General features: G+C 38.5%; 26 protein-coding genes. 2 read left to right on the forward strand and 24 right to left on the reverse strand.

Translation table 11 applies throughout. From position 1 onward, the window contains the following. Positions 1–3: 3 nt before the first annotated feature. The 12 genes from QCQ61_RS09245 to guaA form a co-directional block, all read right to left on the reverse strand. Positions 4–945 carry an NAD(P)H-dependent flavin oxidoreductase gene (locus QCQ61_RS09245; protein ID WP_279447357.1) on the reverse strand — a complete coding sequence of 314 codons (942 nt, stop codon included), beginning with the start codon at positions 943–945 and terminating at the stop codon, positions 4–6. Then, positions 945–2,582 carry a S8 family peptidase gene (locus QCQ61_RS09250; RefSeq protein WP_279447358.1) on the reverse strand — a complete coding sequence of 546 codons (1,638 nt, stop codon included), beginning with the start codon at positions 2,580–2,582 and terminating at the stop codon, positions 945–947. The genes QCQ61_RS09245 and QCQ61_RS09250 overlap by 1 nt, the downstream gene beginning before the upstream one ends. A 9-nt stretch (positions 2,583–2,591) precedes the next feature. Next, the gene (mnmA, locus tag QCQ61_RS09255; RefSeq protein WP_279447359.1) at positions 2,592–3,800 is read right to left on the reverse strand and encodes a tRNA 2-thiouridine(34) synthase MnmA; all 1,209 of its coding nucleotides are present in this window, start codon (positions 3,798–3,800) and stop codon (positions 2,592–2,594) included. 115 nt (positions 3,801–3,915) lie between these two features. After that, positions 3,916–4,608, reverse strand: coding sequence for a toxin-antitoxin system YwqK family antitoxin (locus tag QCQ61_RS09260; protein ID WP_279447360.1), 693 nt, complete (start codon positions 4,606–4,608; stop codon positions 3,916–3,918). A gap of 187 nt (positions 4,609–4,795) precedes the next feature. Further along, a complete protein-coding gene (yidC, locus tag QCQ61_RS09265) occupies positions 4,796–6,676 on the reverse strand; it encodes a membrane protein insertase YidC (RefSeq protein WP_279447362.1) in 1,881 nt (626 codons plus the stop codon). 99 nt (positions 6,677–6,775) lie between these two features. Continuing rightward, positions 6,776–8,395 (reverse strand): CTP synthase, encoded by a 1,620-nt coding sequence (gene pyrG / locus QCQ61_RS09270; RefSeq protein WP_279447363.1) that lies wholly within the window; start codon positions 8,393–8,395, stop codon positions 6,776–6,778. A 111-nt stretch (positions 8,396–8,506) separates the two neighbouring features. Further along, positions 8,507–9,157: a spermidine synthase gene (locus tag QCQ61_RS09275; RefSeq protein ID WP_279447364.1), complete on the reverse strand. Its 651-nt coding sequence runs from the start codon at positions 9,155–9,157 to the stop codon at positions 8,507–8,509. Next, positions 9,154–9,384 carry a DUF3820 family protein gene (locus QCQ61_RS09280; protein ID WP_279447365.1) on the reverse strand — a complete coding sequence of 77 codons (231 nt, stop codon included), beginning with the start codon at positions 9,382–9,384 and terminating at the stop codon, positions 9,154–9,156. Before QCQ61_RS09280 ends, QCQ61_RS09275 begins: the two co-directional genes overlap by 4 nt. Continuing rightward, complete coding sequence (locus QCQ61_RS09285; protein ID WP_279447366.1) at positions 9,368–9,898, reverse strand: DUF922 domain-containing protein; 531 nt, start codon at positions 9,896–9,898, stop codon at positions 9,368–9,370. The genes QCQ61_RS09280 and QCQ61_RS09285 overlap by 17 nt, the downstream gene beginning before the upstream one ends. A gap of 61 nt (positions 9,899–9,959) precedes the next feature. Continuing rightward, positions 9,960–10,361: an OsmC family protein gene (locus tag QCQ61_RS09290; protein WP_279447367.1), complete on the reverse strand. Its 402-nt coding sequence runs from the start codon at positions 10,359–10,361 to the stop codon at positions 9,960–9,962. Continuing rightward, positions 10,358–12,247, reverse strand: a complete 1,890-nt coding sequence (locus QCQ61_RS09295; RefSeq protein WP_279447368.1) for a LysM peptidoglycan-binding domain-containing protein — start codon at positions 12,245–12,247, stop codon at positions 10,358–10,360. Before QCQ61_RS09295 ends, QCQ61_RS09290 begins: the two co-directional genes overlap by 4 nt. 48 nt (positions 12,248–12,295) lie before the next feature. Then, on the reverse strand, positions 12,296–13,825 hold the full coding sequence (guaA, locus tag QCQ61_RS09300) for a glutamine-hydrolyzing GMP synthase (RefSeq protein ID WP_279447369.1): 1,530 nt from the start codon (positions 13,823–13,825) through the stop codon (positions 12,296–12,298). 197 nt (positions 13,826–14,022) lie between these two features. Here guaA and QCQ61_RS09305 point away from each other — a divergent pair, with 197 nt between their 5' ends. Continuing rightward, on the forward strand, positions 14,023–14,229 hold the full coding sequence (locus tag QCQ61_RS09305) for a DUF2683 family protein (protein WP_279447370.1): 207 nt from the start codon (positions 14,023–14,025) through the stop codon (positions 14,227–14,229). 154 nt (positions 14,230–14,383) lie between these two features. Here the strand turns inward: QCQ61_RS09305 and QCQ61_RS09310 are convergent, their stop codons facing one another. The 3 genes from QCQ61_RS09310 to bshC all read right to left on the reverse strand — a co-directional run bounded on the left by QCQ61_RS09310 (position 14,384) and on the right by bshC (position 16,587). Next, positions 14,384–14,689, reverse strand: a complete 306-nt coding sequence (locus QCQ61_RS09310) for a type II toxin-antitoxin system RelE/ParE family toxin (protein ID WP_279447371.1) — start codon at positions 14,687–14,689, stop codon at positions 14,384–14,386. After that, a complete protein-coding gene (locus tag QCQ61_RS09315; protein ID WP_279447372.1) occupies positions 14,689–14,907 on the reverse strand; it encodes a hypothetical protein in 219 nt (72 codons plus the stop codon). Before QCQ61_RS09315 ends, QCQ61_RS09310 begins: the two co-directional genes overlap by 1 nt. A gap of 84 nt (positions 14,908–14,991) precedes the next feature. Next, positions 14,992–16,587, reverse strand: a complete 1,596-nt coding sequence (gene bshC / locus QCQ61_RS09320) for a bacillithiol biosynthesis cysteine-adding enzyme BshC (RefSeq protein ID WP_279447373.1) — start codon at positions 16,585–16,587, stop codon at positions 14,992–14,994. Between the two features lie 106 nt (positions 16,588–16,693). Here bshC and QCQ61_RS09325 point away from each other — a divergent pair, with 106 nt between their 5' ends. Next, complete coding sequence (locus QCQ61_RS09325) at positions 16,694–19,168, forward strand: M14 family metallopeptidase (protein ID WP_279447374.1); 2,475 nt, start codon at positions 16,694–16,696, stop codon at positions 19,166–19,168. A 104-nt stretch (positions 19,169–19,272) separates the two neighbouring features. Here the strand turns inward: QCQ61_RS09325 and QCQ61_RS09330 are convergent, their stop codons facing one another. From QCQ61_RS09330 to QCQ61_RS09370, 9 genes are all read right to left on the reverse strand, one after another. Beyond that, complete coding sequence (locus tag QCQ61_RS09330) at positions 19,273–19,926, reverse strand: DsbA family oxidoreductase (protein WP_279447375.1); 654 nt, start codon at positions 19,924–19,926, stop codon at positions 19,273–19,275. Between the two features lie 54 nt (positions 19,927–19,980). Then, positions 19,981–20,739, reverse strand: coding sequence for a DUF6503 family protein (locus QCQ61_RS09335; protein WP_279447376.1), 759 nt, complete (start codon positions 20,737–20,739; stop codon positions 19,981–19,983). A 52-nt stretch (positions 20,740–20,791) separates the two neighbouring features. Further along, on the reverse strand, positions 20,792–21,313 hold the full coding sequence (locus tag QCQ61_RS09340; protein ID WP_279447377.1) for a sigma-70 family RNA polymerase sigma factor: 522 nt from the start codon (positions 21,311–21,313) through the stop codon (positions 20,792–20,794). A gap of 347 nt (positions 21,314–21,660) precedes the next feature. Next, entirely contained in the window at positions 21,661–22,311 is a 651-nt protein-coding gene (locus QCQ61_RS09345; protein ID WP_279447378.1) for a hypothetical protein, read from the reverse strand. Further along, positions 22,308–23,138, reverse strand: a complete 831-nt coding sequence (locus QCQ61_RS09350; protein ID WP_279447379.1) for an ABC transporter permease — start codon at positions 23,136–23,138, stop codon at positions 22,308–22,310. The genes QCQ61_RS09345 and QCQ61_RS09350 overlap by 4 nt, the downstream gene beginning before the upstream one ends. Next, complete coding sequence (locus tag QCQ61_RS09355) at positions 23,135–23,989, reverse strand: ABC transporter ATP-binding protein (RefSeq protein WP_279447381.1); 855 nt, start codon at positions 23,987–23,989, stop codon at positions 23,135–23,137. The genes QCQ61_RS09350 and QCQ61_RS09355 overlap by 4 nt, the downstream gene beginning before the upstream one ends. Then, complete coding sequence (locus QCQ61_RS09360; protein WP_279447382.1) at positions 23,986–24,204, reverse strand: hypothetical protein; 219 nt, start codon at positions 24,202–24,204, stop codon at positions 23,986–23,988. The genes QCQ61_RS09355 and QCQ61_RS09360 overlap by 4 nt, the downstream gene beginning before the upstream one ends. A 482-nt stretch (positions 24,205–24,686) precedes the next feature. Next, a complete protein-coding gene (locus tag QCQ61_RS09365) occupies positions 24,687–25,430 on the reverse strand; it encodes a hypothetical protein (RefSeq protein WP_279447383.1) in 744 nt (247 codons plus the stop codon). A 368-nt stretch (positions 25,431–25,798) separates the two neighbouring features. Then, positions 25,799–26,101 carry a hypothetical protein gene (locus QCQ61_RS09370; RefSeq protein WP_279447384.1) on the reverse strand — a complete coding sequence of 101 codons (303 nt, stop codon included), beginning with the start codon at positions 26,099–26,101 and terminating at the stop codon, positions 25,799–25,801. Positions 26,102–26,202 lie beyond the last annotated feature (101 nt).

Below are 26,202 nucleotides of genomic sequence, written 5' to 3' on the forward strand. Positions count from 1 at the left end.
ATTTTAAAAATTTGCAACCTCTTTTTTTGCTATTTCGAACTCTAAAACCATATCTTTTAAAATTTCTGCTGCTGGTTTTATATCGTGAATAAGTCCAGCAATTTGCCCTATTTCCAATTCGCCCTCTTCCAAATCGCCTTCGAACATGCCACGTTTGGCACGGGCCCGACCTAAATGTTTTATAAGATCTTCTTTGGTAGGATTGGTAGTGTATAGTTGAACCACACTTTCAAAAAATTTATTCTTCAACATTCTAACAGGAGCCAATTCTTTTAATGTTAGTTGGGTGTCGCCCTCCTTAGCATCAACAACCATTTGTTTAAATGCACGGTGCGATGAAGCTTCTTCCGAAGCCACAAACCGACTTCCCACTTGCACTCCGTCTGCGCCCAAAACCATTGCGGCGAGCATTCCACGACCCGTGGCAATTCCCCCTGCGGCAATTAATGGCACCTTTAATTGCTCCTTCACCATTGGTATTAATGTAAAAGTTGTAGTTTCTTCCCGACCGTTGTGGCCACCGGCTTCAAAACCTTCGGCAACGATAGCATCTACACCAGCTTCCTGTGCTTTTAATGCAAATTTTACACTGCTTACCACGTGTACCACCGTAATTCCGTTTTCTTTCAATTTTGAAGTAAACGTTTTTGGGTTTCCTGCGGAAGTAAAAACAATTTTTACACCTTCTTCAATAATTATATCAATAATTTTTTCAATATCGGGGTAGAGCATTGGCACGTTAACGCCAAAAGGTTTATCTGTAGCTTTTTTGCATTTTACAATATGTTCGCGAAGAATTTCTGGATACATTGAACCTGCGCCCAAAAGTCCTAAGCCACCAGCATTTGACGCTGCTGAAGCAAGACGCCAACCGCTGTTCCAAATCATTCCCGCTTGAATTATAGGGTGTTCTATATTAAAAAGCTTGGTAATTCGGTTTTCCACTACTTCTTAATAATTTTGTAACTGGTTGTTTTGTTATCTGAAGTTATAGAGGCAATATACATACCTGAAGCTAGCCCCGAAACATCAACACTGTTTTGTACCGTGGTAATGTTTGTTATAAGAATTTTTTCACCTAACACATTGAAAAGTGCAAATTCTGCACTATCCGAATTTTTTGGAAACGATATATTTATTTGTGTACTAACAGGGTTAGGGTATAAGGCAAAATGTGTATCCTGCATTTCTTCTTCAACACTCAATAAAAGTAAGGCGTTTAGGGCCTCTCCAAAATTTGGAATACCATAACCCAACTTATCGGTAGGGTTGGTGTATCTGCTCGCTGACTCGCGAATGGCCTGAGTAACAACTTCATTTTTTAAATGCGGAACGGCACTCCATAACGAAGCTACTGCTCCTGCCGTAATGGGTGAACTAAAAGAAGTTCCACTGGACGTTGTAACATTTCCGTATTGATCAACTACGGCAGCACTTGAACCTTGGGCTACCACATCGGGTTTAATACGGCCATCAACGGTTGGTCCGTATGAACTAAATCCCGAAGGATTCCCTGAACTGTTTACAGAACCAATAGTAAAACTGCCAGGCGCATCTCCTGGAGTGGCAACATATCCAAAATCGCCCGGTCTGCCATCGTTTCCGGCAGAAGTAACATTTATCATTCCTTTGTCATAAGCGGCGTTGGCTCCTCTGGCAGCAATTGTGGTTTGTCCGTCTAAATCTTGGTAGGTATGATCGTAAGAAGAATTATCAAAATCCTGATACCCTAGGGAAGTATTGGTTACATACACTCCCAAACTATCGGCGCGTTCTAACGCCTCTACCCAATATGCTTCTTCAGCAGGAGTTTCATCGCTGTCTTCGGTAATGTATAAATAGTACGAAGCCCCGGGAGCAGTACCTACAAACTGACCGTTTAATAATCCAGCAGCATCGCTAAAAGTACTAGCGCCGTGACTGCCATTGCCATTCGGATTTTCAACACGTGCAGCAAAATCGTAGTATCCTAATAGCCTGCCTTCATTTCTCAGAGTGGCATATGCCGGATTCGTTAATACACCAGGATATCCATTATCCATAAAAGCAACCAGTATATCTTGCCCAATAAAATCGTTTTCGTGAAGATAATCCACGGCAATCATTTCGGTTTGGTTTGTTGCAGAACCATAATTATACACTACTCTAGACTGTAATTCGTTTTCAACTTCAAATTTGTCCTTTGTAAATTGCTTTCCGCTGGTGGGTCTGTTTAAAGTTTTATCTGCAAATTCAATATCTTCAACAAAAGGAAGATTTAAAAGATTGTTGATGTTGTTTTCCGTCCCGCGAACATAAACCGCATTTAACCATTTAGATTTAGCGAGAACAGTAATTCCGGTAGATGCGTTTATTTCGGCTTTTTGAGTTTCGTTTAAAGGAACATCGCGGTCGTCTATTGGAGTGCCTTGGGCGTATTTTCTATCGAGTGCCGCTTGTGTTAAAATGCTAAGCGGATTTGCCAAGGCCGCAGAAACTACTGCTGGATCCTTCGACTCTAAAAACACCAAGGCGTCTTCTACTTGTGAAAAACAGAGGGTGGTAACAAATACAAATACAAATAGGGATAATTTTTTCATCATAGATTTTTTTTAGGAAATTACTCCGCTTCCCAATAACTCGGCACCTTTATACCAGGCAACAAATTGCCCTTCAGTTATTGCAGATTGCGGGTTTTCAAATATAATATAAAGTCCGGAAACAGTGCGGTGCAATGTGGCTTTTTCTAAAGGTTGCCTATAACGAATGCGTGCATCCACTTCCATTTTTTCGTCTTCAACAAGCTCCAAGTCTTCGCGAACCCAGTGAATTTCTTCTTTTTTTACAAATAGCCCACGTCTGTAAAGACCGGGATGGGATTTGCCTTGCCCCGTGTAAATTACATTTTCATCTACATCTGTTTCTATTACAAATAGTGGCTCTTTGGTTCCGCCAACTGCCAAACCTTTGCGTTGCCCTTTTGTAAAATAGTGCGCTCCATGATGCACTCCCACTTGCTTGCCATCGGTTATGGAATATTTGTGTTTTGAAGATAAATATGCCAGTTCTTCTTCTTCGGAAGAAAAAGTAGGGGCGGCAATTTTATATTCTGAAAAACTAGCGGGAACTTCTACTATAGCACCGTCTTTGGGAGCTAATTTTTGCTGAAGAAATTCAGGCAATCTCACCTTTCCGATAAAACACAACCCTTGCGAATCGCGCTTTTCGGCGGTAATTAACCCTTGCTCAGCTGCAATTTTTCGAACTTCGGGTTTCAATAATTCGCCAATAGGGAAGAGGGTTTTTGCAAGTTGCTCCTGCGAAAGTTGACACAAAAAATACGATTGATCCTTATTCGGATCTTTACCGGCCAATAAATGAAAAATTTCTTTCGTTTTGCCATATTGGTCATTGTGCGAAGTTGAAGTGCCTTTGCGACAATAATGTCCCGTAGCTACAAAATCGGCACCCAAACCAAGCGCGATTTTCATAAAAACGTCAAATTTTATTTCACGATTGCACAACACATCGGGGTTTGGCGTACGGCCCATCTTATACTCTCTAAACATATAATCTACAATACGCTCTTTATAAGCTTCACTTAAATCTACAGTTTGAAAGGGAATGCCCAATTTTTCGGCTACGAGCATGGCGTCATTACTGTCCTCTAACCACGGGCATTCATCAGAAATTGTTACAGTGTCATCATGCCAATTTTTCATAAAAAGACCAATAACATCGTAGCCCTGTTTCTTTAAAAGATAGGCTGCAACGCTGGAATCAACTCCTCCGCTCAGTCCTACAACTACTCGTTTTTTCATAGCAATTAAATGTGTAATCGTTTGCCTTATTGGCTAAAACCCACCGAGGTGCAAAGATAAAAAATACTTTTTGATTATATCTGTCGATCGGGAGGGTGCAAACTTACCGAACAGGCTAATTTTTAGGGTCTTTGGGGTAGGTTTCTTCCAAAATTACTTCCCCGTTTTTGTAATATTTCCAAAGTCCGTGTTTTTTGCCGTCTTTGTAAAAACCTTCAATGAGTACAGCACCCGCAGCGTCGTAATAAGTGGCTGCACCGTGTAATTGGCCGTTGGTGTACTGCAGCTTTTTCAACAATACGCCTGTGGGGGAATAATAATTGTCTGCTCCCTCCTTTATGCCATTAATATATGTGGTTTCTTCAGTAATATTTCCGTTGGGATAATACGTAATTACTTTTCCGTCCAACTTGCCATTTGTGTACTGCTCGCGCGTCATTACATTTTTCGACTTTTCATGATAATAAACCCATTCGCCAATACGGTCCTTATCCCGCATTTGGCCTTCGCTTACCACTTTGCCCTTAATCGTAAAATACTTCACTTCCGCAACATTGTCTTTCCCGGTGAAGTTTTTAATTACCGTGGGCTTGTCTTTGCATTCTTCGCAATAAAACTTAAATGTTCCTACTTCTTTTCCATGCTCAAAAGTACCTTCGTACCGAAGTTGATTTGTGCCTTCATAGTTCTTTTTCCACACGCCATGACGTTTTCCCTGTGCGTCTAATTGATTAATTTCACCTTGTGAAAAACCATCAGTGGAGGTAAGAGCTATTCCGAAGAAAAGAATAAAAAGTAGTTTTTTCATTGTCTTGTTTTATTTCCCTAAAATGTAGAACGCCGTAATACAACTTCTATTTTAATACACCGTGATTATAGATTCTGGCATCCCAATCTTTACCTCTACAAAAAAAGGAGAGAAAGATTGGTTTTATTTTAAGAAAAAGCTGCGAGAGTTGGGGATTTTAAAAAATTCCTACTGCAGCCAAAAGGTTTTATTTTCCTCTTTTTTGCTGCTCAGCCTGTTCCATCATTTCAGCCATTTTACGCTGAAATTTATTCTGTTTTTTAGGCGTGGCTTTTTTCACTTGAATTTTAGCGTGAATTTTATCCTCATCAATAATAAAATTCTTTATCACAAGCATGATACCAATGGTAATCAAGTTTGAAACGAAGTAATACAAGGAAAGCCCACTGGCATAGTTGTTAAAGAATACCAACATAAACAAAGGCGACAAATACATTAGGAATTTCATATTTGGCATCCCCGGCTGTTGCTGCTGCTGCATATTCTGACCCATAGTCATCATCATATAAACAAAGATGGCAATGGAGGCCAAAATTGGAAATAAACTTACGTGGTCTCCGTAAAATGGTATGTGAAATGGCAACTCTGCAATGGTGTCATAACTCGAAAGATCGTCTGCCCAAAGAAAACTTTTCTGCCTTAAATCGAAGGCGGAAGGGAAAAACGTAAACAACGCATAAAACACGGGAATTTGAAGCAAGGCAGGTAAACATCCCTTTAACGGACTCGCGCCGGCAGAGTTTTGAAGCTTCATGGTTTCCTGCTGAATTTTCAGTTTGTTATCCTTGTACTTTGCTTTTATCTCGTCCATTTCAGGCTTTAAAACCTTCATTTTTGCCTGCGCCAAATACTGTTTGTACTGTACGGGTGATAGTAAAAGTTTTATTAAAATGGTTAAAACAATAATGGCTATTCCCGCAGGTAAAAAGTCTGTTAAAAAGCCAAATACAGGAATAATTATATATTTGTTTATCATTCCAAATATTCCCCAACCTAAAGGCATAGCCTCGTCTAAATTGCGATCGTATTTTTTGAAAATCTGATAATCAGACGGTCCAATATACATATTCATATGCTGGGCCAGAGCACCATTCTTAGGCTCTATTAGCATTTTTGCCCCGTATTGTTTGGTGAAAACCGTATCTATTTCTTCGTCTTTCACCAAATCTACCGAAGTAAGTTTTACCTCTTTAAACGGCGTATCGGTAAGCAACATAGAACTGAAGAAATGCTGGCGGAAGTTCATCCACGTTACATCCTTTTCCAACTCGTCATCTTCGCCAGTAGGGGAAAGTTTTGAATGTTTTTCGCCATCGTATTCATACGTTAAACGCGAATAACGGTTTTCGTACGAAATACTTTTCGCATGGCGATACCCCTTCAAATTCCAATCTAAATACATGGGTTGCGAAGTATTTATAACCCCGTCTAAACCTTGGCTGTTGATGCTAAAACCCATCATATATTCGCCCGGGTGCAGTGTATAGCGGTATTCAATAAATCCGTTTTCAGAAGTCTTTAGCTTCATTGAGAGCACTTGGTCCTCTCCATTGTTGCTCAGGGTAGGTTCAAAAAATAAATCTTGGGTATTTAGTGTTCTGTTTTCCGATGAAAACTGAAGGTTTAACGAAGCATTGCCATCCTTTATTAAATAAACGGGAACAGAATCGTACTTGGTAAAATTTTTCAGAAGCGCTTCGGCAATGTACCCGCCTTTATTGCTTACTTCCAAATACAACACATCGTTTTCAAAAACAGTGATATCGTCTGTAGCAGAAGGTAGCGTTCCCGAATATGCAAAGGAACCTAATTTGTTTTTTAACTGCTCGTACGCCAAAGAATCTCCAGGCTTAACAGATTTCATTGTATCGGCGGTTGCTTCAGAGAGCGTAACATCCCCGGCTATTTTTTTGGCTTCGGCTTCTTGCTTGGCAGCCGCTTCGGTTTTGGCTTTTTCAGCTTGAAGCTCGGCTTCGGTGGGTTTGTTCATATAGAGCATCCAGATTAGGATACCACCAATTAATAAAAAGCCTACGAGTGAGTTTAAGTCGAATTTTTTTTGTTCCATCTTTTGTTTCTTCTTTTGAAATATTTCAAAAGTGTATTATCGTTAATTTTATAAGGCAAAACAATAATCCCGCCTATTTTGGCTTTACGCCAAATTGTCTTATTTTTTCTTTAAGGAATGGTCGTGTACAGCTTTTACAAAGGCCACAAAAAGTGGATGTGGATTGGCAACCGTACTTTTGTATTCTGGGTGATATTGTACACCTACAAACCACGGATGACTGGGTATTTCAATAATTTCAACCAAACCGGTATCCGGATTTACTCCCGTGGCCACAAGCCCCGCCGCCTCCAATTGCTCGCGATATTTATCGTTAAATTCATATCTGTGGCGATGCCGCTCTTCAATGGTATTGGCCTTATAAACGTTTCTGGCAATACTTCCTTTTTTTAGATCGCATTTCCAAGCACCCAAACGCATGGTGCCTCCCATGTCTGTTATATTTTTCTGATCCTCCATAATACTAATTACAGGATCTTTGGTTTGTGTGTCCATTTCGGTGCTGTTTGCATCTTTAAGTTTTAAGACATTTCGTGCAAACTCAATTACCGCCATTTGCATTCCCAAACAAATGCCCAAAAAGGGTAAATTGTTTTCACGCGCGTAACGCACCGCAGCAACTTTGCCTTCAATTCCTCGTTCACCAAAGCCGGGAGCCACTAAAATTCCATCGAGTTTAGATAGTTTTTTCCCGATAGTTTTAGCATTTATATGTTCCGAATGAATAAATTCTAACTTTACCTTTACTTCGTTTTCCGCTCCTGCATGAATAAACGATTCTAAAATAGATTTATAACTGTCTTGCAATTCTACATATTTGCCAATTAACCCAATATGTACTTCCCCCTTTGGATTTTTATGTCTCTGTAGAAATTTATTCCACTGCTTTAAATCTGGTTTTTTTGAATTCTTTAAATTTAATTTCTGAAGTGTAACGGTATCCAACCCTTCATCGAGCATCATATTTGGCACATCGTAAATGGTTGAAGCATCTATAGATTGTATAACGGCTTCCTCTTTTACATTACAGAATAACGCCAATTTTCTTCTTAAATCAGAAGAAAGTTCGTGCTCCGTTCGGCAAACTAAAATATCTGCGCGAATTCCGCTTTCCATCAAGGTTTTTACCGAATGCTGTGTGGGTTTTGTTTTTAACTCGCCAGCAGCAGAAAGATAGGGCACAAGGGTTAAATGAATTACCAAGGCATTGTCATCGCCCATTTCCCACTTCATTTGGCGTACCGCTTCTATATAGGGCAACGACTCAATATCGCCCACTGTACCGCCAATTTCGGTGATAATAATATCGTACTCTCCAGTATTTCCTAGTAATTGTACGCGTTCCTTTATTTCGTTTGTAATATGTGGAATTACCTGAACGGTCTTTCCTAAAAATTCGCCTCGGCGTTCCTTTTGGATTACGCTCTGGTAAATTCGCCCCGTAGTTACGTTATTGGCTTGCGATGTATTTACATTCAAAAAACGCTCGTAATGCCCTAAATCTAAATCGGTTTCGGCTCCGTCATCAGTTACATAGCACTCGCCGTGTTCATACGGGTTTAAGGTCCCTGGATCTACATTTATATAAGGATCTAATTTTTGCAGGGTAACACGATATCCTCTGGCCTGAAGTAGCTTCGCCAGCGATGCCGCAATAATTCCTTTCCCTAAAGATGATGAAACCCCGCCCGTAACGAAGATGTATTTTGTAGTATTCATGAGTGCCTGTGCTGAAATGTCTATACGGGATGCAAAGTTACATTTTTATTGTGGAAAGGAGGAAACGATACTAGTTAATTGTTAACAGTTTCTCGAAGTAGTTTTTTTTTACTATAAACTGCCTTTTTGAGCCACCAATAAGGTGTTTGTTCCTTGTACTTTTTTATAATGCTGAAATTGAAAATCACTGCCAAAATTAGTGCTAACCGTTTCAATTGTTTTTGAGGTTTTAGCGAGATTGATACCCGCATTAAATATTAAATAACCCTCAGTTTGCAGTAATTTAGATACATTTATACAAAATTCCTTTCCGAAAAAAATAGGAGGGACCTCCGTGTCAATAAATAAATCGATGATGATTAATTGAAATTGGTCCTTAGAGTTTTTTACAAATTGAAAAGCATCTTCCTCCACAATTTGTAGCTTTTCAGACGCCGAAACTGCAAATTCCGCCTTGGCTATATGTATTATTTGTGGGTCTATTTCAACGGCAACAATATTATTTTTATAGTCAAATGTTTCGCGCAGCGATTTTATAATACTACCGCCACCCATCCCCAGCAACAGTAAACTGTCAACCTTATCTAAATCTACTTTTGTCAGGCCTATTTCTAAGATTTTTTGGAGCGAGCCATACGAGTAATTTGCGTTTTTTGTATCTAAAACTTTTTTACCATTAATATAGGTAACCTCCAAAATGCCATTTATTTCTGAAGAAAAACGACGCGTACTTGGCCAAAGATAGCTGAATAGCTTCTTCATTTTTTAATTAACTTTTGAAGTAATCCCTCCAAGCCATTTAATTTAAGCTCGTACATTTCAGCCATCATCCGTCCCAACTTGCCTTCGGGAAAGCCTTTCTGTTTAAACCACACAAAATAGTATTCGGGAATATTCGCCAAGTAATAACCTTCGTATTTTCCAAAAGGCATTTTGTAATTGGCAAGTTCTACCAAGTGGTTTGGGTCTGGGCTATTTCCAGGATTCATAAGCAGCGAGTTGTTGTGCGATGTACTTTTGCCAAAATGCTTCTTTATCTGCATTTCTGGAATGGTCCGTCTCAGCATCGAACTTGGTTTGCATGGCGCGTCTTTTTTGTTCTACTTGCCTGTAAATAGATTCGATTTCTGACTTAATTTTTTTTGAAAATTTTTTTCCCTCCAAGTTTTTTCGAAGCATACGTGCGTGCAATTCTGAAATATCAAAATGCGCTTGCTCGTGTTGTAAAATGTACTTGTTAACCTTTTCAGGAATAAACCAAGAACTTTCCGGGGTAAAAAAACTAGCTATGGTATAGGTTACATTTACAGCATTGTTTTTAATGGTATAGCTATATTCAAAACTTATCCCAGTATTGGTGCTGGCAACAAAACTAGCGCTTGCAATAGGCTTGCCGCGAAAATCTTCCCAAGTTAGTTTTTGATGTTCCCTCCAAAATATTTTTTCGGGCTTGTGCTGCGGAAAAAGCAACATAGAAAATACAAAAGCCAAAAATAGTTTCATAATCACGATATATCAAAAACAATACCTAGTTGGCCTCTTCAAAATAAGAAGTGTACGAAGCCTACCAATTAAATTTAATTACCTTCTCAATATCCGGATGCAGGCTGTAGAGTACAGGGCAGGTTCTACCTGTGTTTTCAAGTATTTTTCTCGATTTTTCATCTATTCCCTTGGGAAAATCCAAAATCACTTCCACTTTTGAAATACGGCGCGGATTGGCGGCCATGGTTTTTGTTACCATCGCTGTGGTGCCATCCATATTTACGTTTATATCGCGCGCTTTAATGCCCATAACCGTAATCATACAATTTGCAAGGCCCGTAGCCACAGTGTCTGTTGGGGAAAATGCTTCTCCCTTGCCATTATTATCGGTGGGAGCATCGGTAATAAATTTATTGCCCGATTTTAAATGTTCGTTTTCAGTTCGCAGGTTGCCCAAATAGGTTACTTTGGAAGTGCTCATTCTACTATGTCAAATTTAAGTTCGTCGTTGTATTTTAAAATATAGGCAGCTTCATTGTGATAGCCACGACTTTCCGAAGGTTCGTATCTAAACTTGTTTTCAATGTATGTTGTTTCGCTTTCAGGATAAACAGCGTCGTAAATATTGTTATCTGATGCCAAGCGCAGCAACACGTCGTATGTTACATCAAAACCTCGAATGGCGTACCTATTGGGTAAAACCCCATACTTGTTTTTATAACTGATCATAAATGGATTTTTATCCACTTCTGAAATATTCTTATTCACCGATGGAAATGTGAAATTTAGCTTTGCCAAGCGCCTGCTCGATACCTCGTGCCATTCAAAAGCATCGTTTTTATCTAAAGTAAACAATCGCGTTTTATAGTTGGCAGGCATTGCTGCAGCAGCATTTACCGCACTACTAATTAAAACCGGATTTTTTGATTCGAGAATAACCCAGTTTTCGCTGCCCTCCGTAGCGGCAGCAGTAATATCGCTCATTTGCACATAACCACCTCCGCGAGGGGTTACGGTTTTAGCCGATGGTAAGGCCGCTATAATCATATCTCGTTGCTGCGCGTGTTTTGCATCGGAAATTATAATAATATTTTTCCCTGCACTGTGCTGCTTTATATACCGAATCATCGTTTTTTGAAGAATGGCATCTGTTGGTAGGGTCTGGAAAAGATTGTCGTTCATGGCCATTTCCCGATTGCTTAAAGGTGAAAAAACTGGAATCTTTTCGTCTTTTAATAGATCGGAAGCTCGTTCTACATTTTTTTGAAGTAGCGGACCAATTACCGCATCCGCATTTTTAAATTTACCGCTGGAAACAATAGCAGCAACTTTGCTTTCGCTTTTTTCGGTATCATATACGTCCATCGTTACTGAAATGCCGTTGTCTTTGGCAAATTCAGCTGCCATTAAGGCTCCGCTATAAAAATCTAAGGCTACGCGAAGTGTGGGATCTCTTTTTAATAAATCGGTATTATTACTGGTGGAATCGCTCGGATTGCCCATTAATCGAAACGGTAACATTAAGGCAACCGTTTTCATTTTCTTATTCTTGATTCTGTTTTCTAGATTTATTTCTGAAACATCATCTTTGGTAATATCTGTATTTTCCTTGGGAAGTTTTAGGATCATACCTTCTTTTAATCCATCTTTTGCATATGGGTTTGAAGCGATAATTTCTTCCTCCGAAAGTCCAAATTTCACCTTCAGTCTATAAAATCCTTCTTTTGGGTTTACTTCGTAATACTGAAAGTTTTCTTCGTCTATTTCGGCATTTTCAAGTACAATTTTTTCGGGTACAACAAGTGTTGCGCCAACGTTTAATCCTTTTCCTAAATCTGGATTTAAATCCTCGAGTTCGGCAATGCTAATTCCAAATTTTCTGGCAATGCCAAACTTGGTTTCCTTTGCTTTTACAGTATAATGCTTAGTTCCTGGTGCTAAGTCTGTATCTTTTCCTGTAGTTTTAGTCGCCGCCGGAATTAGCAGCCTTTCGCCCTTTTTTAATCCACGGGAATACAATTCCTTATTCAGCTTTTTAATATCGTCCACACTTACGTTGTACATCTGTGCAATACCGTAAAGCGTTTCTTTTCTTTTTACCTTGTGGTCGCGATAATTATTTTTGTTTGTTCCGGAGCTAATTACACTGTTCGACGGAATTATTAACACGCTATTTACCTTGAGTTCACTTCTGGAATCTGGGTTGAGATTATAAATGGTCTCTTCCGAAATATTATATGCTTTGGCAATGCTATAAACCGTTTCGCCTTTTTGGACCGCATGACTTTTGTATTGTTGTTGAGCAGCGGAACCACAACTAACCATAAATAATAAGGTTACTGAAACGTATATTAAACACTTTAACATAGGGATAATCAATTTTTTAAATTTGCCAAACATAGTCTCTAATTTTAGTTATTCCCACTCAATGGTTGCAGGCGGTTTGGAGCTAATATCGTAGACTACTCTATTAACGCCTTTAACCCGATTTATTATATGGTTGCTCACTTCCTGCAAAAATTCATAGGGCAAATCTACCCAGTCTGCGGTCATGCCATCGGTAGATTGCACGGCACGCAGCGCCACTACTTTTTCATATGTACGTTCGTCGCCCATAACACCTACACTATTTATAGGTAATAAAATAGCTCCGGCTTGCCATACCTTGTCGTAGAGTTCCCATTTTTTGAGCCCGTTGATAAAAATTGCATCAACCTCTTGTAATATACGAACTTTTTCGGCCGTAATATCGCCTAAAATTCTAATGGCCAATCCAGGCCCTGGAAAGGGATGTCTTCCCAAAAGTTCTGCATCAATTCCCATTTCCTTTCCAACCCGGCGAACTTCATCTTTAAAAAGCATTCGCAAAGGTTCTACCACCTTCAACTTCATAAAATCGGGGAGTCCCCCAACATTGTGGTGGCTTTTAATTGTAACCGATGGCCCGTTTACCGAAACACTTTCAATAACATCGGGATAGATGGTGCCTTGACCAAGCCAATCTACTCCCGTTAATTGATGTGCTTCGTCGTCAAAGACTTCAATAAAGGCATTGCCAATGGCTTTTCGCTTTCGTTCGGGGTCGCTTTCGTTTCGCAATGCTTCCAAAAAACGCTCGGAGGCATCAACGCCTTTTACATTTAACCCCATGTCTTTATATTGGTGAAGCACGCTTTCAAATTCATTTTTACGAAGCAAACCGTTGTTTACAAAAATACAGTACAAGTTTCCGCCGATAGCTTTGTTCAAAAGAATCGCTGCTACCGTAGAATCTACACCCCCACTTAAACCAAGTACTACTTTGCCATCGCCAATTTGCTCTTTTAAGGTGGCAACCGTAGTTTCTACAAAAGCTGCAGGAGTCCAAGTTTGTGGTACTTCGGCAATGTTTACCAAGAAATTTTCAAGCAAGTGCTTCCCGTGGGTAGTGTGGTAAACCTCTGGATGAAATTGAATGGCATAGGTTTCTTCTCCTTCAATTCTATATGCGGCATTTAGCACATCTACCGTACTCGCCAAACGCACTCCGTTTTCGGGAAGTTTGGCGATGGTATCGCTATGGCTCATCCACACATTAGTGTTTTCTGGAATGCCTTGAAAGAAAGCTTCCCCAGATTTTATCATGGAAAGCTTTGCTCTCCCGTATTCGCGAATGTTTGAAGGCTCCACGCTACCGCCGCTAAAATGAGCCAAATATTGCGCTCCGTAACAAACTGCCAAAAGAGGCTTGTGGCCGCGAATTTTTGAAAGATCGGGGTGTGGTGCATCCTCCGCACGAACGGAAAACGGACTGCCGGAAAGTATTACCGCCTTAAAAGGGTCAAGGCTTTCCGGAATATGATGGTAAGGGTGTATTTCGCAGTAAATGTTCAGCTCCCGCACGCGTCTTGCGATTAATTGGGTGTACTGCGAACCAAAATCTAAAATGAGGACGTTGTTTTGCATAGGCAAAAATACTTTAAATATATAAGTTTGTAAATGGGTTGTGCGGAATTTTTTAATGGCTTTTCAACAGCGGTGTTTTCTGTCAATAATACACGAATAAATTTGAAATAATACTGCCGATTAAACCAAACAGGTTGTTTAAAACCTATTTGGTTTTGCCTTAATTTTGTATATTTATTCATAAAACAATAGTAATTATGAAGACAATCATCGTCCATGCTGTAAGCGATAAAATGAAAAAAATTACAGAATATTTGAAAGAACTAAAAGTTGCTTTTGAAACTGGAGACGAAGATAGTCCATACAACCCTGATTTTGTTGAAAAAATTAAAAAGAGTCGAAAACAGTATAAAGAAAGTAATTATTCAACCGTGGCTCAAGAAGATTTAGAGAAATATATTTAATATCGATTAAACCTAACAGGTCTTAAAGACCTGTTAGGTTTGGTTGTTCGAGCCGCAAAATAGAATAGTGTATGAAGTGAAGGAAAATAGAATTATTGTTCTATCATTAAATGGACATTATTGAATATATTGAAAAAATAGTTGATGAAAGTTCTTACTTCAATTGCTTTCTTAATTTCCTTGGATCCTGTCGAGTGTCGAAGAAAGTGATAATTTCAATTTCATTTAATTCAAAGCGTATTCGGTAATAAAATGTATTTTGTTTAGTAACAACACACTTATATACACCACCAGATTCTTTTGAAAATGGACAACTTTCTGGCTGTAATGCAATCTGTTCTATCTTTTTATTGAGTTTTAATAAAAAATCTTTTTTTACTTTATAACTCCATTTCGATAATAAATAAGTTGTTAGCTCTTCTAATTTAGTTTCGGCAATATCAGAAAAGTAGACATCCATCACGAAATTTTGTCTAAAACTTCTTTATAAGACTTTCTATTGCCTTGGTTTAACTGCTCAATCCCTCTTTTTATCTCTGCTTGTTCCTCTGCATTCAGTTCATTCCAGAAATCTGCCTTTTCATTATTTATAAAATCAGTTAATCTTTGAATAAATGTATCGTTCTCAATATTGAGAATCATTTTTACCAGTTCTATTTTTGAAGTTTTAATATCCATTGTTCGAGCTTTTTTCAAAGTTAAGGAATAAAATTTATTGAGCTAAATAGACCTATAGTTCTTATTACCCTGTTTGGGTTGTTATTACAGTTCCAAAACCGTAAAATTGAAATCCAGCGGATCCAAATTTTCTTTCAATAATGCCAGCAATTCTTCTTCGTATTCCAAGTAAAACTCCGAGAAATTAAGGTGCCGTTCCTGTAACCCCTGCTTCGGAAAAAGTTGGTTTTGAAGGTTTTTTAATCGGTCTAATTCTTCAGAGAATTTCCGTTTTTGGGCTTTTATCAAACGTTTTTCCAGATTGTCTAGCCCGTTTAACTGCTTTTTTTCTTGCGCGCCCACTGCTCCCAAAAAGGAAACATCGGTCTTTTCGGCCAAGGTGTACAAATCTTTAAATTGCTGCTGTAAAAATTCTTTTTGTTTAGAAAAATCTAGGTCTATTGCCGAAACTTTATGCGTGTGCCGCGTAATGAGCTCGTGCTGTTTCAGGAATAATTCCTCAATTTCGGTATTCAGTTTTTTTAATTTTTCAGAAATATGCTTCGGAATTAACAATGCCGAATTACGAAGCAACAGCATAGGGAAAGGAACTTCCACTTTCTGAAAATAATCTTTTAACTGAAACCAATACGCCAGCTCGCCCCCGCCGCCAATGTAACAGAGATTTGGCAAAATAACCTCTTGGTATAAAGGGCGCAGCAATGCATTTGGTGAAAAGCGCTCTGGATTATCGTGGAGTTCCGTTAAAATTTCTTCTTTGGAAAAGGAGATGTCTGTTTCATTTACATAAAACCGTCCCTCTTTTTCTATAATACGCTCTCGGAGATTTTCTTTTATATAAAACAAATTTATTTCGCGCGGATGTACCTGTTCCGGAAAACCTAAGGCGGTTAATTTTTTAGTGGTTTCAGAAATTAATTTAAAGCTGAGGTTTTCGGTTAGTTCCTTTTCGGCATAGGGAATAAATTCTTTTTTAAGTTCCGGATCGTTGCCATCTATTATTACCAACCCGTATTCCCAAAACATTAAATTGGCAAGATGGCGTGTGGCATCGGCAAGATTAGAGTTTTCTTTATATGCCTGCGCAAAATATGCGACCAATTTTTCGGCGTTTTTTCCGGGCCCTAATTTCTTTTTGAGAATTGCCTTTACTTCGTTTAAACCTTCGGTTGAAAGTTCGCCTACAGCCCCCGAGGCATCGCGATTCCATTCTACCTTGCTTCCAAATAGATTAAAATAGTTTATCTCGTCGAAATCGTGATCTTCCGTGGCCATCCAATATATAGGTACAAAATAATGCTTTGGATATTCCTTATTTAACTGTTCGGCCAAATTTATTGTTGAAAAAATTTTATACAAAAAATACAACGGCCCAGTAAATAGATTGAGCTGATGCCCCGTGGTTACAGTAAATGTATCGGGTTCGTACAGCAAATCTATATTGCTTAAAGTGCTTTGTGAAAGATTGTTATAGCCGTACTGAAACATGATGCGTTTGGCCAATGCACGTCGCTGGTCTAGGGATAACTGACTCCTTTTTTCCTCAAATTGGGCTCGAAAGTTTTCCAGCTTTGGAAACCTGTTGTAAAAAGGTGAAATAGTTGGGTTTTCATCCAGATAATCGCAGATTAATTTTGTGAAATAACCTGTTTTTTTATAGGGAAGGGAATGGGTTCGCATAGAAAGTATAAAACGATTAAAACAAAAATACATTTTAATTCAGAATCCTGAATCCTGAATATGGTAAAACTTTAGTAGTTTTAACCCTTTCTTTAAACTGTTTATAATGACGCGTATTTTCAGCATTTTCGTTTTCCTTTTTCCCATTGTATTTTTTGGTCAACTTAAATCTCCATCCGAATTTTTAGGATATGAAATTGGTACCCAGTTTTCTCGCCACGCAAACGTGGTTTCGTATTTTGAACACCTTGCGGCTAATAGTGAAATGGTGCAATATTCAGACTACGGCAAAACAAATGAACGCCGAAGGCTTACGTATGCGGTAATTTCTTCAAAAGAAAACCTAAATAACCTTGAACAAATACGCACCGACAATTTAAAGAAAATTGGGATTATAATCGGCTCGGCTACACCCGAAAAGGCCATTGTTTGGCTTAGTTATAACGTACACGGCAACGAAGCCAGTAGTAGCGAAGCCGCCATGAATACCGCTTATAAGCTAATTACCGAACACGGAGCTTGGCTAGAAAATACGGTGATTATTATGGATCCCAACGTAAATCCCGACGGTCGCGATAGATATGTAAATTGGTACAACCAAGTTAAGGCCAGTCCGTATAATTCGTCGCGCGACGCCGTAGAGCACAATGAGCCCTGGCCCGGCGGACGCCCAAATCATTATTTATTCGATTTAAACCGCGATTGGATGTGGGCAAGCCAAGTAGAAACCCAACAACGGTTAAAAATTTACAACCAATGGATGCCGCATATTCACGTAGATTTTCACGAGCAATTTATTAATAATCCATACTATTTTGCACCGGGTGCAGAACCTTATCACAGTATAATTACACCTTTCCAACGTGAATTTCAAACTAAAATAGGAAAAAACAACGCTAAATATTTCGACGACAACGGCTGGTTGTTCTTTACCCGCGAAAGTTTCGATTTGCTTTACCCAAGTTATGGCGATACCTATCCACTTTTTATGGGTGCCATTGGAATGACGTACGAACAAGCGGGCCACGGTATGGCAGGCCTGGGGATTATCAATGACGAAGCCATTGAACTCACCCTCATTGATCGCGTGGCACACCACACCACTACAGGACTTTCTACCATTGAGGTTGCTTCACAACAAGCGGCTTCGCTAAACGCCGAGTTTGGAAAATTCTTTAAAAATGAAAATTTAAAATATAAAAGCTTTGTGCTTAAAGGCAATCCCGATAACCTAAAGGCATTGACGCATATGCTGGATCGCCACCAAATAAAATACGGTTACGCCACGGGCGGTAAGGTCACTGGCTTCAATTATACCGACAATAAAAAGGGGACTATAGATGCTGCCGGGGCGTTGGTAGTAAGTACAAACCAACCAAAAGGAAAAATGGTACAGGTGCTTTTTGAGCCCAATGCGGCCCTTTCAACTCCCCTCACTTACGATATTACTGCTTGGAGTCTGCCTTATGCGTATGGGTTAGATGCAGTTGCCACAACTAGCTTACTTCCAGCAAATACTGAGGCTCCCGCCATTGCAGCTGTAAATGTTGCTTCCCCAACAGCAGCTGGATATATTGCAAAGTGGAATAGCTTACAAGATGCCGAATTTCTTTCCGCATTGTTACAGCAAAATATTAAGGTGCGTTTTTCAGAAAATGAACTCAGTTTTGGCGGGAATAATTTTGGCCGCGGAAGTTTAATTATTACGCGAAGCGACAATAAAAACAACGCAAATTTTGATAAAACTATTACTGAAATTGCCAACAAAATGGGACGACAATTATATGCTTCACCCACGAGTTTTGCAGATAGATTAACCGATTTTGGCTCGCAATATGTACATTTAATTAAAAATAAAAAGATTGCAATCTTACAGGGCGAAGGTACCTCCTCGCTTAGTTATGGTGCGCTTTGGCACTTTTTTGAAACGCAATTAAAATACCCTATTACAGCTATAAACACTGGCGATATTGGTAAAATACAATGGAGCGATTATGATGTTTTGGTGTTGCCTAACGGAAATTATAATTCTATTTTAAACGATGATGTTTTTAAGAATATAGAAACTTGGATTGCCGATGGAGGAAAGGTAGTGGCTATTGGCAGTGCATTAAAAGTATTTGAAAACAAGGATGGTTTTGAACTAAAAAAGAACGAAACTGAAGAAAGCAAAAAAGAAAGTGATAGTTTGGGAAATATGACTCCTTATGCTCAACGTGAAATGGAAAGCACAAAAAATTTTATTACTGGGAGTATTTACAAAATAGGGTTGGATAATACACACCCTTTGGCATTTGGCTACGGAGATACTTATTATACGCTGAAGCTTGGCAGCGATTCCTATAAATTTTTAAACGATGGTTATAATGTTGGCTATATTAACGAACCCGAAAGTGTGTCGGGCTTTTCTGGAGAAAATGCTAAAAATAAATTAAGCAATTCCATTGTTTTTGCCGAAGCCAAAAAAGGCAGGGGTAGTGTAATTTATATGGTTGACGATGTTTCTTTTCGTTCCTTTTGGCAAAATGGAAAGTTGTTTTTAGCGAATGCTGTCTTCTTCGTAAACGCGGGGAATTTCTAACAATTTCTGAAAGTTGTCGTGTAAATAAAAAAGGACAAAAAGATTTTCATAAAAATCACAAAGAAAATTTCGTGTACTTTGCGCCACCTTAGTATTTTCCGTGGTTAAATTGTTCGAGCCTCAACCAATTCAGTTAAAACTTGCTTAAATACAGCTACGGCTTGCGCTCCTGTAACGGCACTTGTTCTATTAAAAACGAAAGTAGGTACAGAGTTTACGCCTAAATCGCGCCAATAGTTCTCCTTGCTTTTTACCTCTTTCCGTGCATTTTCATCAGCTAATTTTGAGAGTGCCTCATCGGCATTTAAACCTACATCTAGCAATGCTTGTTTTAAAATGGCTCTATCAGACACGTCTTTTTGTTCACTAAAAAAGGCTGTTATAAGTCGTAAATTTAATTCTGTTTGCTTGCCAAAATCTTTGGCATAGCCCAATAAAACGTGCGCATCAAAGGTGTTTCCCATTCGCATTTCCTCATAATAATTAAAGGTAAACCCCAGTTCGGCACCGGCCTTCGCCATAAATTGCTGCGACTCTTTTTGCTGTTCTAAACTAGAACCGTATTTTTCGGCAATATGTTCGTGTACATTTTGGCCTTCATCTGGCATGTTTGGATTTAGCTCAAAGGGTTGCCATTCAATTTCAACCAAATCTTCAATGCCCATTTCAGAAATAGCCTTCTCCAAGCGTTTGTAACCTATAATGCACCACGGACATACTACATCTGAAACGATATCTATTTTTATTTTTCCATCCATATACTTACACTATTTATCAAACTTCAACAATAGCCTTTTGCGAGCTACTTTTTATTAATCCTTCTTTGGCTTTATAGGCTTCACCGAAATATCTTCAGTATTAATTTCTGAAAGAAAGGTGAGCTCATTGGCTTCAAACAGCTCACCAAGGGTTTGCATTTCTACCGACTTCCACGGTTCAATCTTGTAATTTTCGTAATCTACAAAACGCAGCCCATTAATTATTCTTGGATTAACTGCCTTTCTAAAGCGAATGCCACCTTTGCCCGTATAAAATTTATATGCCAAATAATCTACCGTAAAATCTTCTTTGGCAATCCAATACATATACACATCTTCGTGATCGGTTCCGCCTCCATTTTCTGAAAACGTAACTTGAATTTCGTAGTAGTCTTTCCCGTTAATTTTTGATTCCCCAACCAATTTTTTGTTTACCGCAGGATCGTTTAAACCATACGGCAATTGCACAAAATAATGTACCGAATTAACCGAATTGGAATATTTATTAACGGTAGAATCTGCCAAGGAGAGCTTGGTACCGTTCGCATACCGCTCAAAACTATTGTTGGTGAGCACATCGCGAGTTTCGCCCAAAGAATCTACGATGGTGCGCGTAAACTCAAAATCGCCGTTGTTTCTACGACTGCTGTATTTAATATCGCGAAAGCTAAACTGTATTGCTGCAGATTTGTATTTATCTCCCCCCGCATTATCAATGGTTTTATCAACTATTTGTTGGGCGGTGAGTTCTTTTGTTTCCTCTTTGCAGGAACCAAAAATTATTAGGAAACCGATTATTGGAAGGATTCGCATGGCAGGATTTTTATTTCAAAGATACGAATGAAGTTGCTATTTGTTGCGTAGATTATTTACAATTAGAACAATCTGCCTCTCCAACTAAATCGCCATTCTTATCGAACTCATATTTACAGCATTGACTAAATTTTTCTTTTAAAATGTCTTTTGACCGCCGGATGCGCGCCTTTAAATTTGCCAAGCTGATAGCTAAAATTTTTGCGGCTTCGTCCTGCTTTTTTCCTTTAATGTAAACCAATTCAACGCTCTCTTTGTAGATTGTGGGCAGATCGTTTATAAATCTATCAAAACAGCAGTAATCGTCTTTTTTATCCAAAAATATAGTTTCCCTTTCTTTAACGGGCGCTACGTATTTAGATTCATTTTTAAAATAATTTGCAATTTCATTCCGCGCAATTTGGAACACCCACGCTTTTACTTTTTCCTCCTCCTGTATCTGCTTTAGATTTTTGTGAACTTTTAAAAAGGTATTCTGAAAAATATCGCTGGTGCTGGTTTCATTTTTCACTTTTTTTAAAATAAAAAAATATAGTTCCTCGTGAAATTCCCGCCAAATTTTTTCTGTTTCCATATTCAAAAATAAAAACAAAGGTTAGCTTTTACACTAACCTTTGGGAATTTAACAACAACTGCATTTATTGCATTCGCATCTATCACAAGGACACGTATTTGCTGAGCAGTCTGTGCAATTGCATTTGGTGCAATCGCAATTGGTACATTTACAAGTATTCATAATATTGGTTTTTAATGTTTGTATAGTAGACTCAAAAACGGCAAAAAGGATACATTTTTAATACTGTTTTTTTCAATTCAACCAGCCGCTGCGTAAAAATTAGAGCGTTTTTATTACAAAATGTAATATATCACTTGGGTTATAAAGATAGTAAGCGCGCCATCGCTTATTTACAGGGGTATTTCTTATTCTTTCCCTATACTACTATACTCCAAATCCAAAATAATCCGTCCCTTCTTTTGGTCTTCTTCCCGCATCTTTTTACGATCTACTTTTACGTCCTTCCCAGCAAAATTAAGCGGAATGCGTATTTTTTCAATTTCAAAGGAAATGGTAAGATTGGTAGGCAAAATAGCTTTGCTATCGGGATATACCAGTTGTAAGGCATAGGTACCGTCTTTTTTGGTATTGATCTCTGCCCAATCTATTCGTGTGTTTTTCGTGTCTAAATGCAGGGTAGCAACGCTAAAATCTGCTTTGTCGCTAGTAGGCAGGATGGAAACAGCACGTAGATCGGTTTTATTAGAAACTTCACCTCTATCAACAACAATAAAAGGATGTTCAAACAATTCGCGAAACGAAAGGTCTAAACCGCGTTTGGGAATAAGTGTAAAATCTTCGGAAGTAACAACAATAGGTTTGCCTTTTGTAAATATTGCCGCAGCTACTTTATCGGGCATTTGGATAAAGGATATATCTGCGTGCAATTTTATAGTTGCCGAAAAACTTTCAATACCGTCTAGTCTGGCCTTTACCTTTAAAACATCTTCTTCGGCGGTCTGCGCTGTAACTGCTAGACCTGTAGTGATTGCTATTATAACCAATAGTTTTTTCATGCGGTATCATTTTTTTGAAATACAAAAAGCCCTATTCCCACCGTAACTAAAGTATATACCAGCAACAGTGATGTATTAACTAGTATTACTTGCCAGTCAATTGTAAACGTGAAAAAATTCTGCCAGGTATTGTTCAGTTTAAAATATGCTATTTGGTTTAAGAAATCGTTTGGCAGGTCTATCTTCAGCAAGAGCGTAGAAATAATCAAAAACAAGGCAGCTACAATCAAGGTTTTAAAGCTCTCTTTAAACAGCACTGCCAAAGTTAAACTCACCACCGAAAAGAAAACCAAGGATAGCGTCCCAATCAAAAACGCATAACACAACCGTAAAAAAGCTTCGTCCTGTTCAAAAAATGTGAGACCATCGCTATAAACCACTAAATCGCCCGTGCCGAATATAGCATACGAAAATACAAATGAAGTAGCCGCAAGAAAAAGCACTAAAACTACTGTAAAGAGGATGGCGGTTATATATTTTGCCAACAGGTATTTCCACTTTACAACGGGCTGCATAAGTACTGTTTGCAGGGTTTTATCTTCGTATTCGGTAGTGAATAATCCCGAAACTATAATCATACATAACAGCGGCACGTGAAACCAAAAGGAGTTAAGAATAAAATAAATAATTAAGTTGCCGTTGAGTAAATTTCCTTCAAAATAAAAGGTGTCTTTTAAATTCGCCAAGACAATATCTAAAATCTCCGCCCCCTGATAGTAACCGCTTACCAACACCACCGTTTCTATAAAGAGCAGCGCCAAAATTGCGTAGTAGGTGCGACTTTGTTTGCACAATTTGTAAATTTCTAAATACACCAATTGTCTCATACAGCTGTAGCCTTAAAAAGTTGCGCAACGTCTAACCGTGGTGTACAGGATGTAATTGCAATCCCCTGTTCGGACAATTTGAAAATGATCCCGGAAATTTCAGTTGCCGAGGCGGGAATAGTGATACAGTTGGCGTGGGGAGCCGCACTATATTTTTTTAAAAATGAAACTTTTTGAAGGTCATTTCCGCAAAGTGTATAACTCTTTACACATTTGCTCAATATAGCTTGCGTTGGGCCCTGTTGTAATATTTCACCATTGTGTATAACGAATAATTTTGAGCAGAGTGTACTTAATACTTCAACAATGTGCGAGGAAATAAGAATTGCCATTCCGTAATCTTTTGCCAAGCTAACAATCAGTTTTTTTAACGCCTGAATCCCTACGGGGTCGAGACCCGAAAAAGGTTCGTCCAATAGTAAACACGAAGGTTTATTGAGCAAGGCAACAGCAATCCCCAAACGCTGTTTCATTCCCATGGAATAGTTTCGGCTTGGGTCTTCTCTGTCAAGCGATAAACCCACTTGTAATAAAGCTTCGTCAATAGCTTTATTATCTGCCGCAGCATTTTGCATTTTTGCAAAAACCCTTAAATTTTCGCGCGCGCTTAAATACGGATATAAAGAGGGTTTTTCAATAATACCGCCTATTTTTTTTGCTCCTTCACCTTGAAGGGTTATTGTGCCACTATCTGCAGAAACCAACCCCAATAAAATTTTAAACAAGGTAGATTTTCCCGCCCCATTGGCACCTACCAATCCGCAGATCTCTCCGCTATTACAAGCTATACTAACGTTTTGGAGCGCTTGCAGTTTTCCGTAGCTTTTAGATATATTTCGTCCTGAAATCATACAGACTGTGTTTCGGCGAGAAGGTGGTAATTGTATTTTGGTTTGTAGTGATTTTCTAAAAATGTACGCGACCAAAATTTTTTCTTAAAGAGGAAAAATGGCTCTTGTATCATAAAATAGGGGATGTAATGAAACCATTTTACACCACATTCTTTGTATAAATCTTGCACCTGCTGCTTGATCCCCAATTCTTCGGCAGCAGTTTCAGCGGCCATTCGCTGACATTTAGACCCCATATATAACATTGCGATTTTAGGATGAAAGCCGTGTTCAAAAAATTGGTCCTTCGCACGTTTATAATTTTGGTATCGAGACCATCCGTCCATAATTACCAAATAGATATGTACGAATGAAAAGAGAAAAAAACTGGCCCAGAAAATTATTTTAATTGTCGATAACGACGAGACAGCCTTGCTTAATTGTATTCCGTATATCCAGGATTCCAATATAAAAAGCAGTAGAGCACCATACAAAAGCCTCCCAACCCTAAAATAGGAAACTAGGGGATGAGGCTGTTTAGGGATTACATTTATTTTCATTATTGCTAAGATAGGCTATATGCTTTCAAAGTGCAAGTGGATAGAGCGCACACACTAAATACAAAGTTTAAGCCCAAACAATTATTAGTGAATCCTTTTCGAGCGTAGCGAAGGAAAATAAAATTTGTGTATTTAACCAATTAACGAATCCCGATTCCCTAATATTCAACCCCCAAATTCTCAACCCCTACCGAGTTCGCACTCCTAAATAAATAATACGTTCCCTGCACCTCCTGATAAAATTTTAACCCAAGAACGGCTATCGCAGTACCGGCCACATCGGGTAAGTTAACTTGCATTTCAATGGAATTGGCACTGTAGCTTTTATCCAAATACAGCGGCGCACTGCTCTTTAATTGATTTTCAAGGCTGTTAAAATCAAAATGCAAAAGCCCCAAAGTAAGCGCCAAATGTGTGGCGCCTGTCGGAAATTGTACATTCCTCATATCAAAATTACTGATGTTCAAGCTACGTGTTGTAAAGTCAAAATTGCCTGAAGCCGCCAAAGTCTCCATAACGTTACACGAGGGCGTAAATTCAAAATCCTTTAACAATTGTCTGCCCCTGGGGGTTTCCACGCCAGGGCCAACGCCTCTCATTCCTCTGCTGTTGATTCTATCTTGATCCTTTATTCTGGTAAACAATTGTACCATCCGGCCGTGAAGATCCCCGTCTTTTCTCACGCATAAAAAAGGCGCAAGTGCCATTTTAAATGCTTTCTTCGTCTTGCTACACCTCCCGAATTCCGAAGCGTTTTCCATAGTTCGCACCGGCTTCTTCTTCTGATCTTTACTAAAACCGCCTCCCGCTTTTCGCGCTAAGGGTCCTGCATTTTTGGTTTTGTAAAAATTAAGATCTCCAATGGTTCCTTTTAACTTAATAATTCCTACCTGCTTTGCCATAATATAAAGTTTAAATAAGGTAAATATACTACGTAAATATCTAAAAGTCAAGTTTATAGTAAAAATATTGTATTGATACAGTAAGATTATAGTATGTTTATAGTAACTTTATAGTATTTTTATAGTAATTTTATAGTATGTTTATAGTATTTATTAAGTAGAAAATATTCTAGTTATTTACAACAATCTAATTATGTTTAATAGTTAAAAGGTGTTTTATTCTAATAATTGTAAGTTCAAGTACCCGTCTCTTTCCGCTCAAAAGAATTCACAAGGCTAAAACCATACAGACTGTACGCCAGTATCAGTAAAAATGGGGGAAGTGTTTAAGTAATTTACCCTGAGTTTAAGAATTATAGTGATATAATCTAAATCAACAAAAGTAAAATCAAGCCAATAATTAGTATTGTCTTGGTGAAAAGAATTGATTTTAGATAATATGCTAACCCTCTCTCCTGAATCCATTTTTTTACAAGTATAAACCAACTTGTAGCGGCAATAAAAATGGTTATAATGGATAGTTTAAATTCAAAAGTGCCTTTTATAATTTTTGCGTTACTGCCTTGAGTGAAGGTTTTATCAAGAAGCAAAAAAACCCAAGTAAACAAAAGCATAAGCGCAATTACATGAAATATAATTAATGCTATCTTATTTACTTCTGCAGTTTTCATTAAATTTTGGTGAGTTGTTTCATTACTTGTTAGTTGCGGTTAACGCTTCAAAATTCAGCAAACAGATATGCTTTTAAAACTTTAAATCTCCGAATTGTTGT

This window comes from Aequorivita marisscotiae (genome assembly GCF_029814825.1).
Lineage (GTDB): Bacteria > Bacteroidota > Bacteroidia > Flavobacteriales > Flavobacteriaceae > Aequorivita > Aequorivita marisscotiae.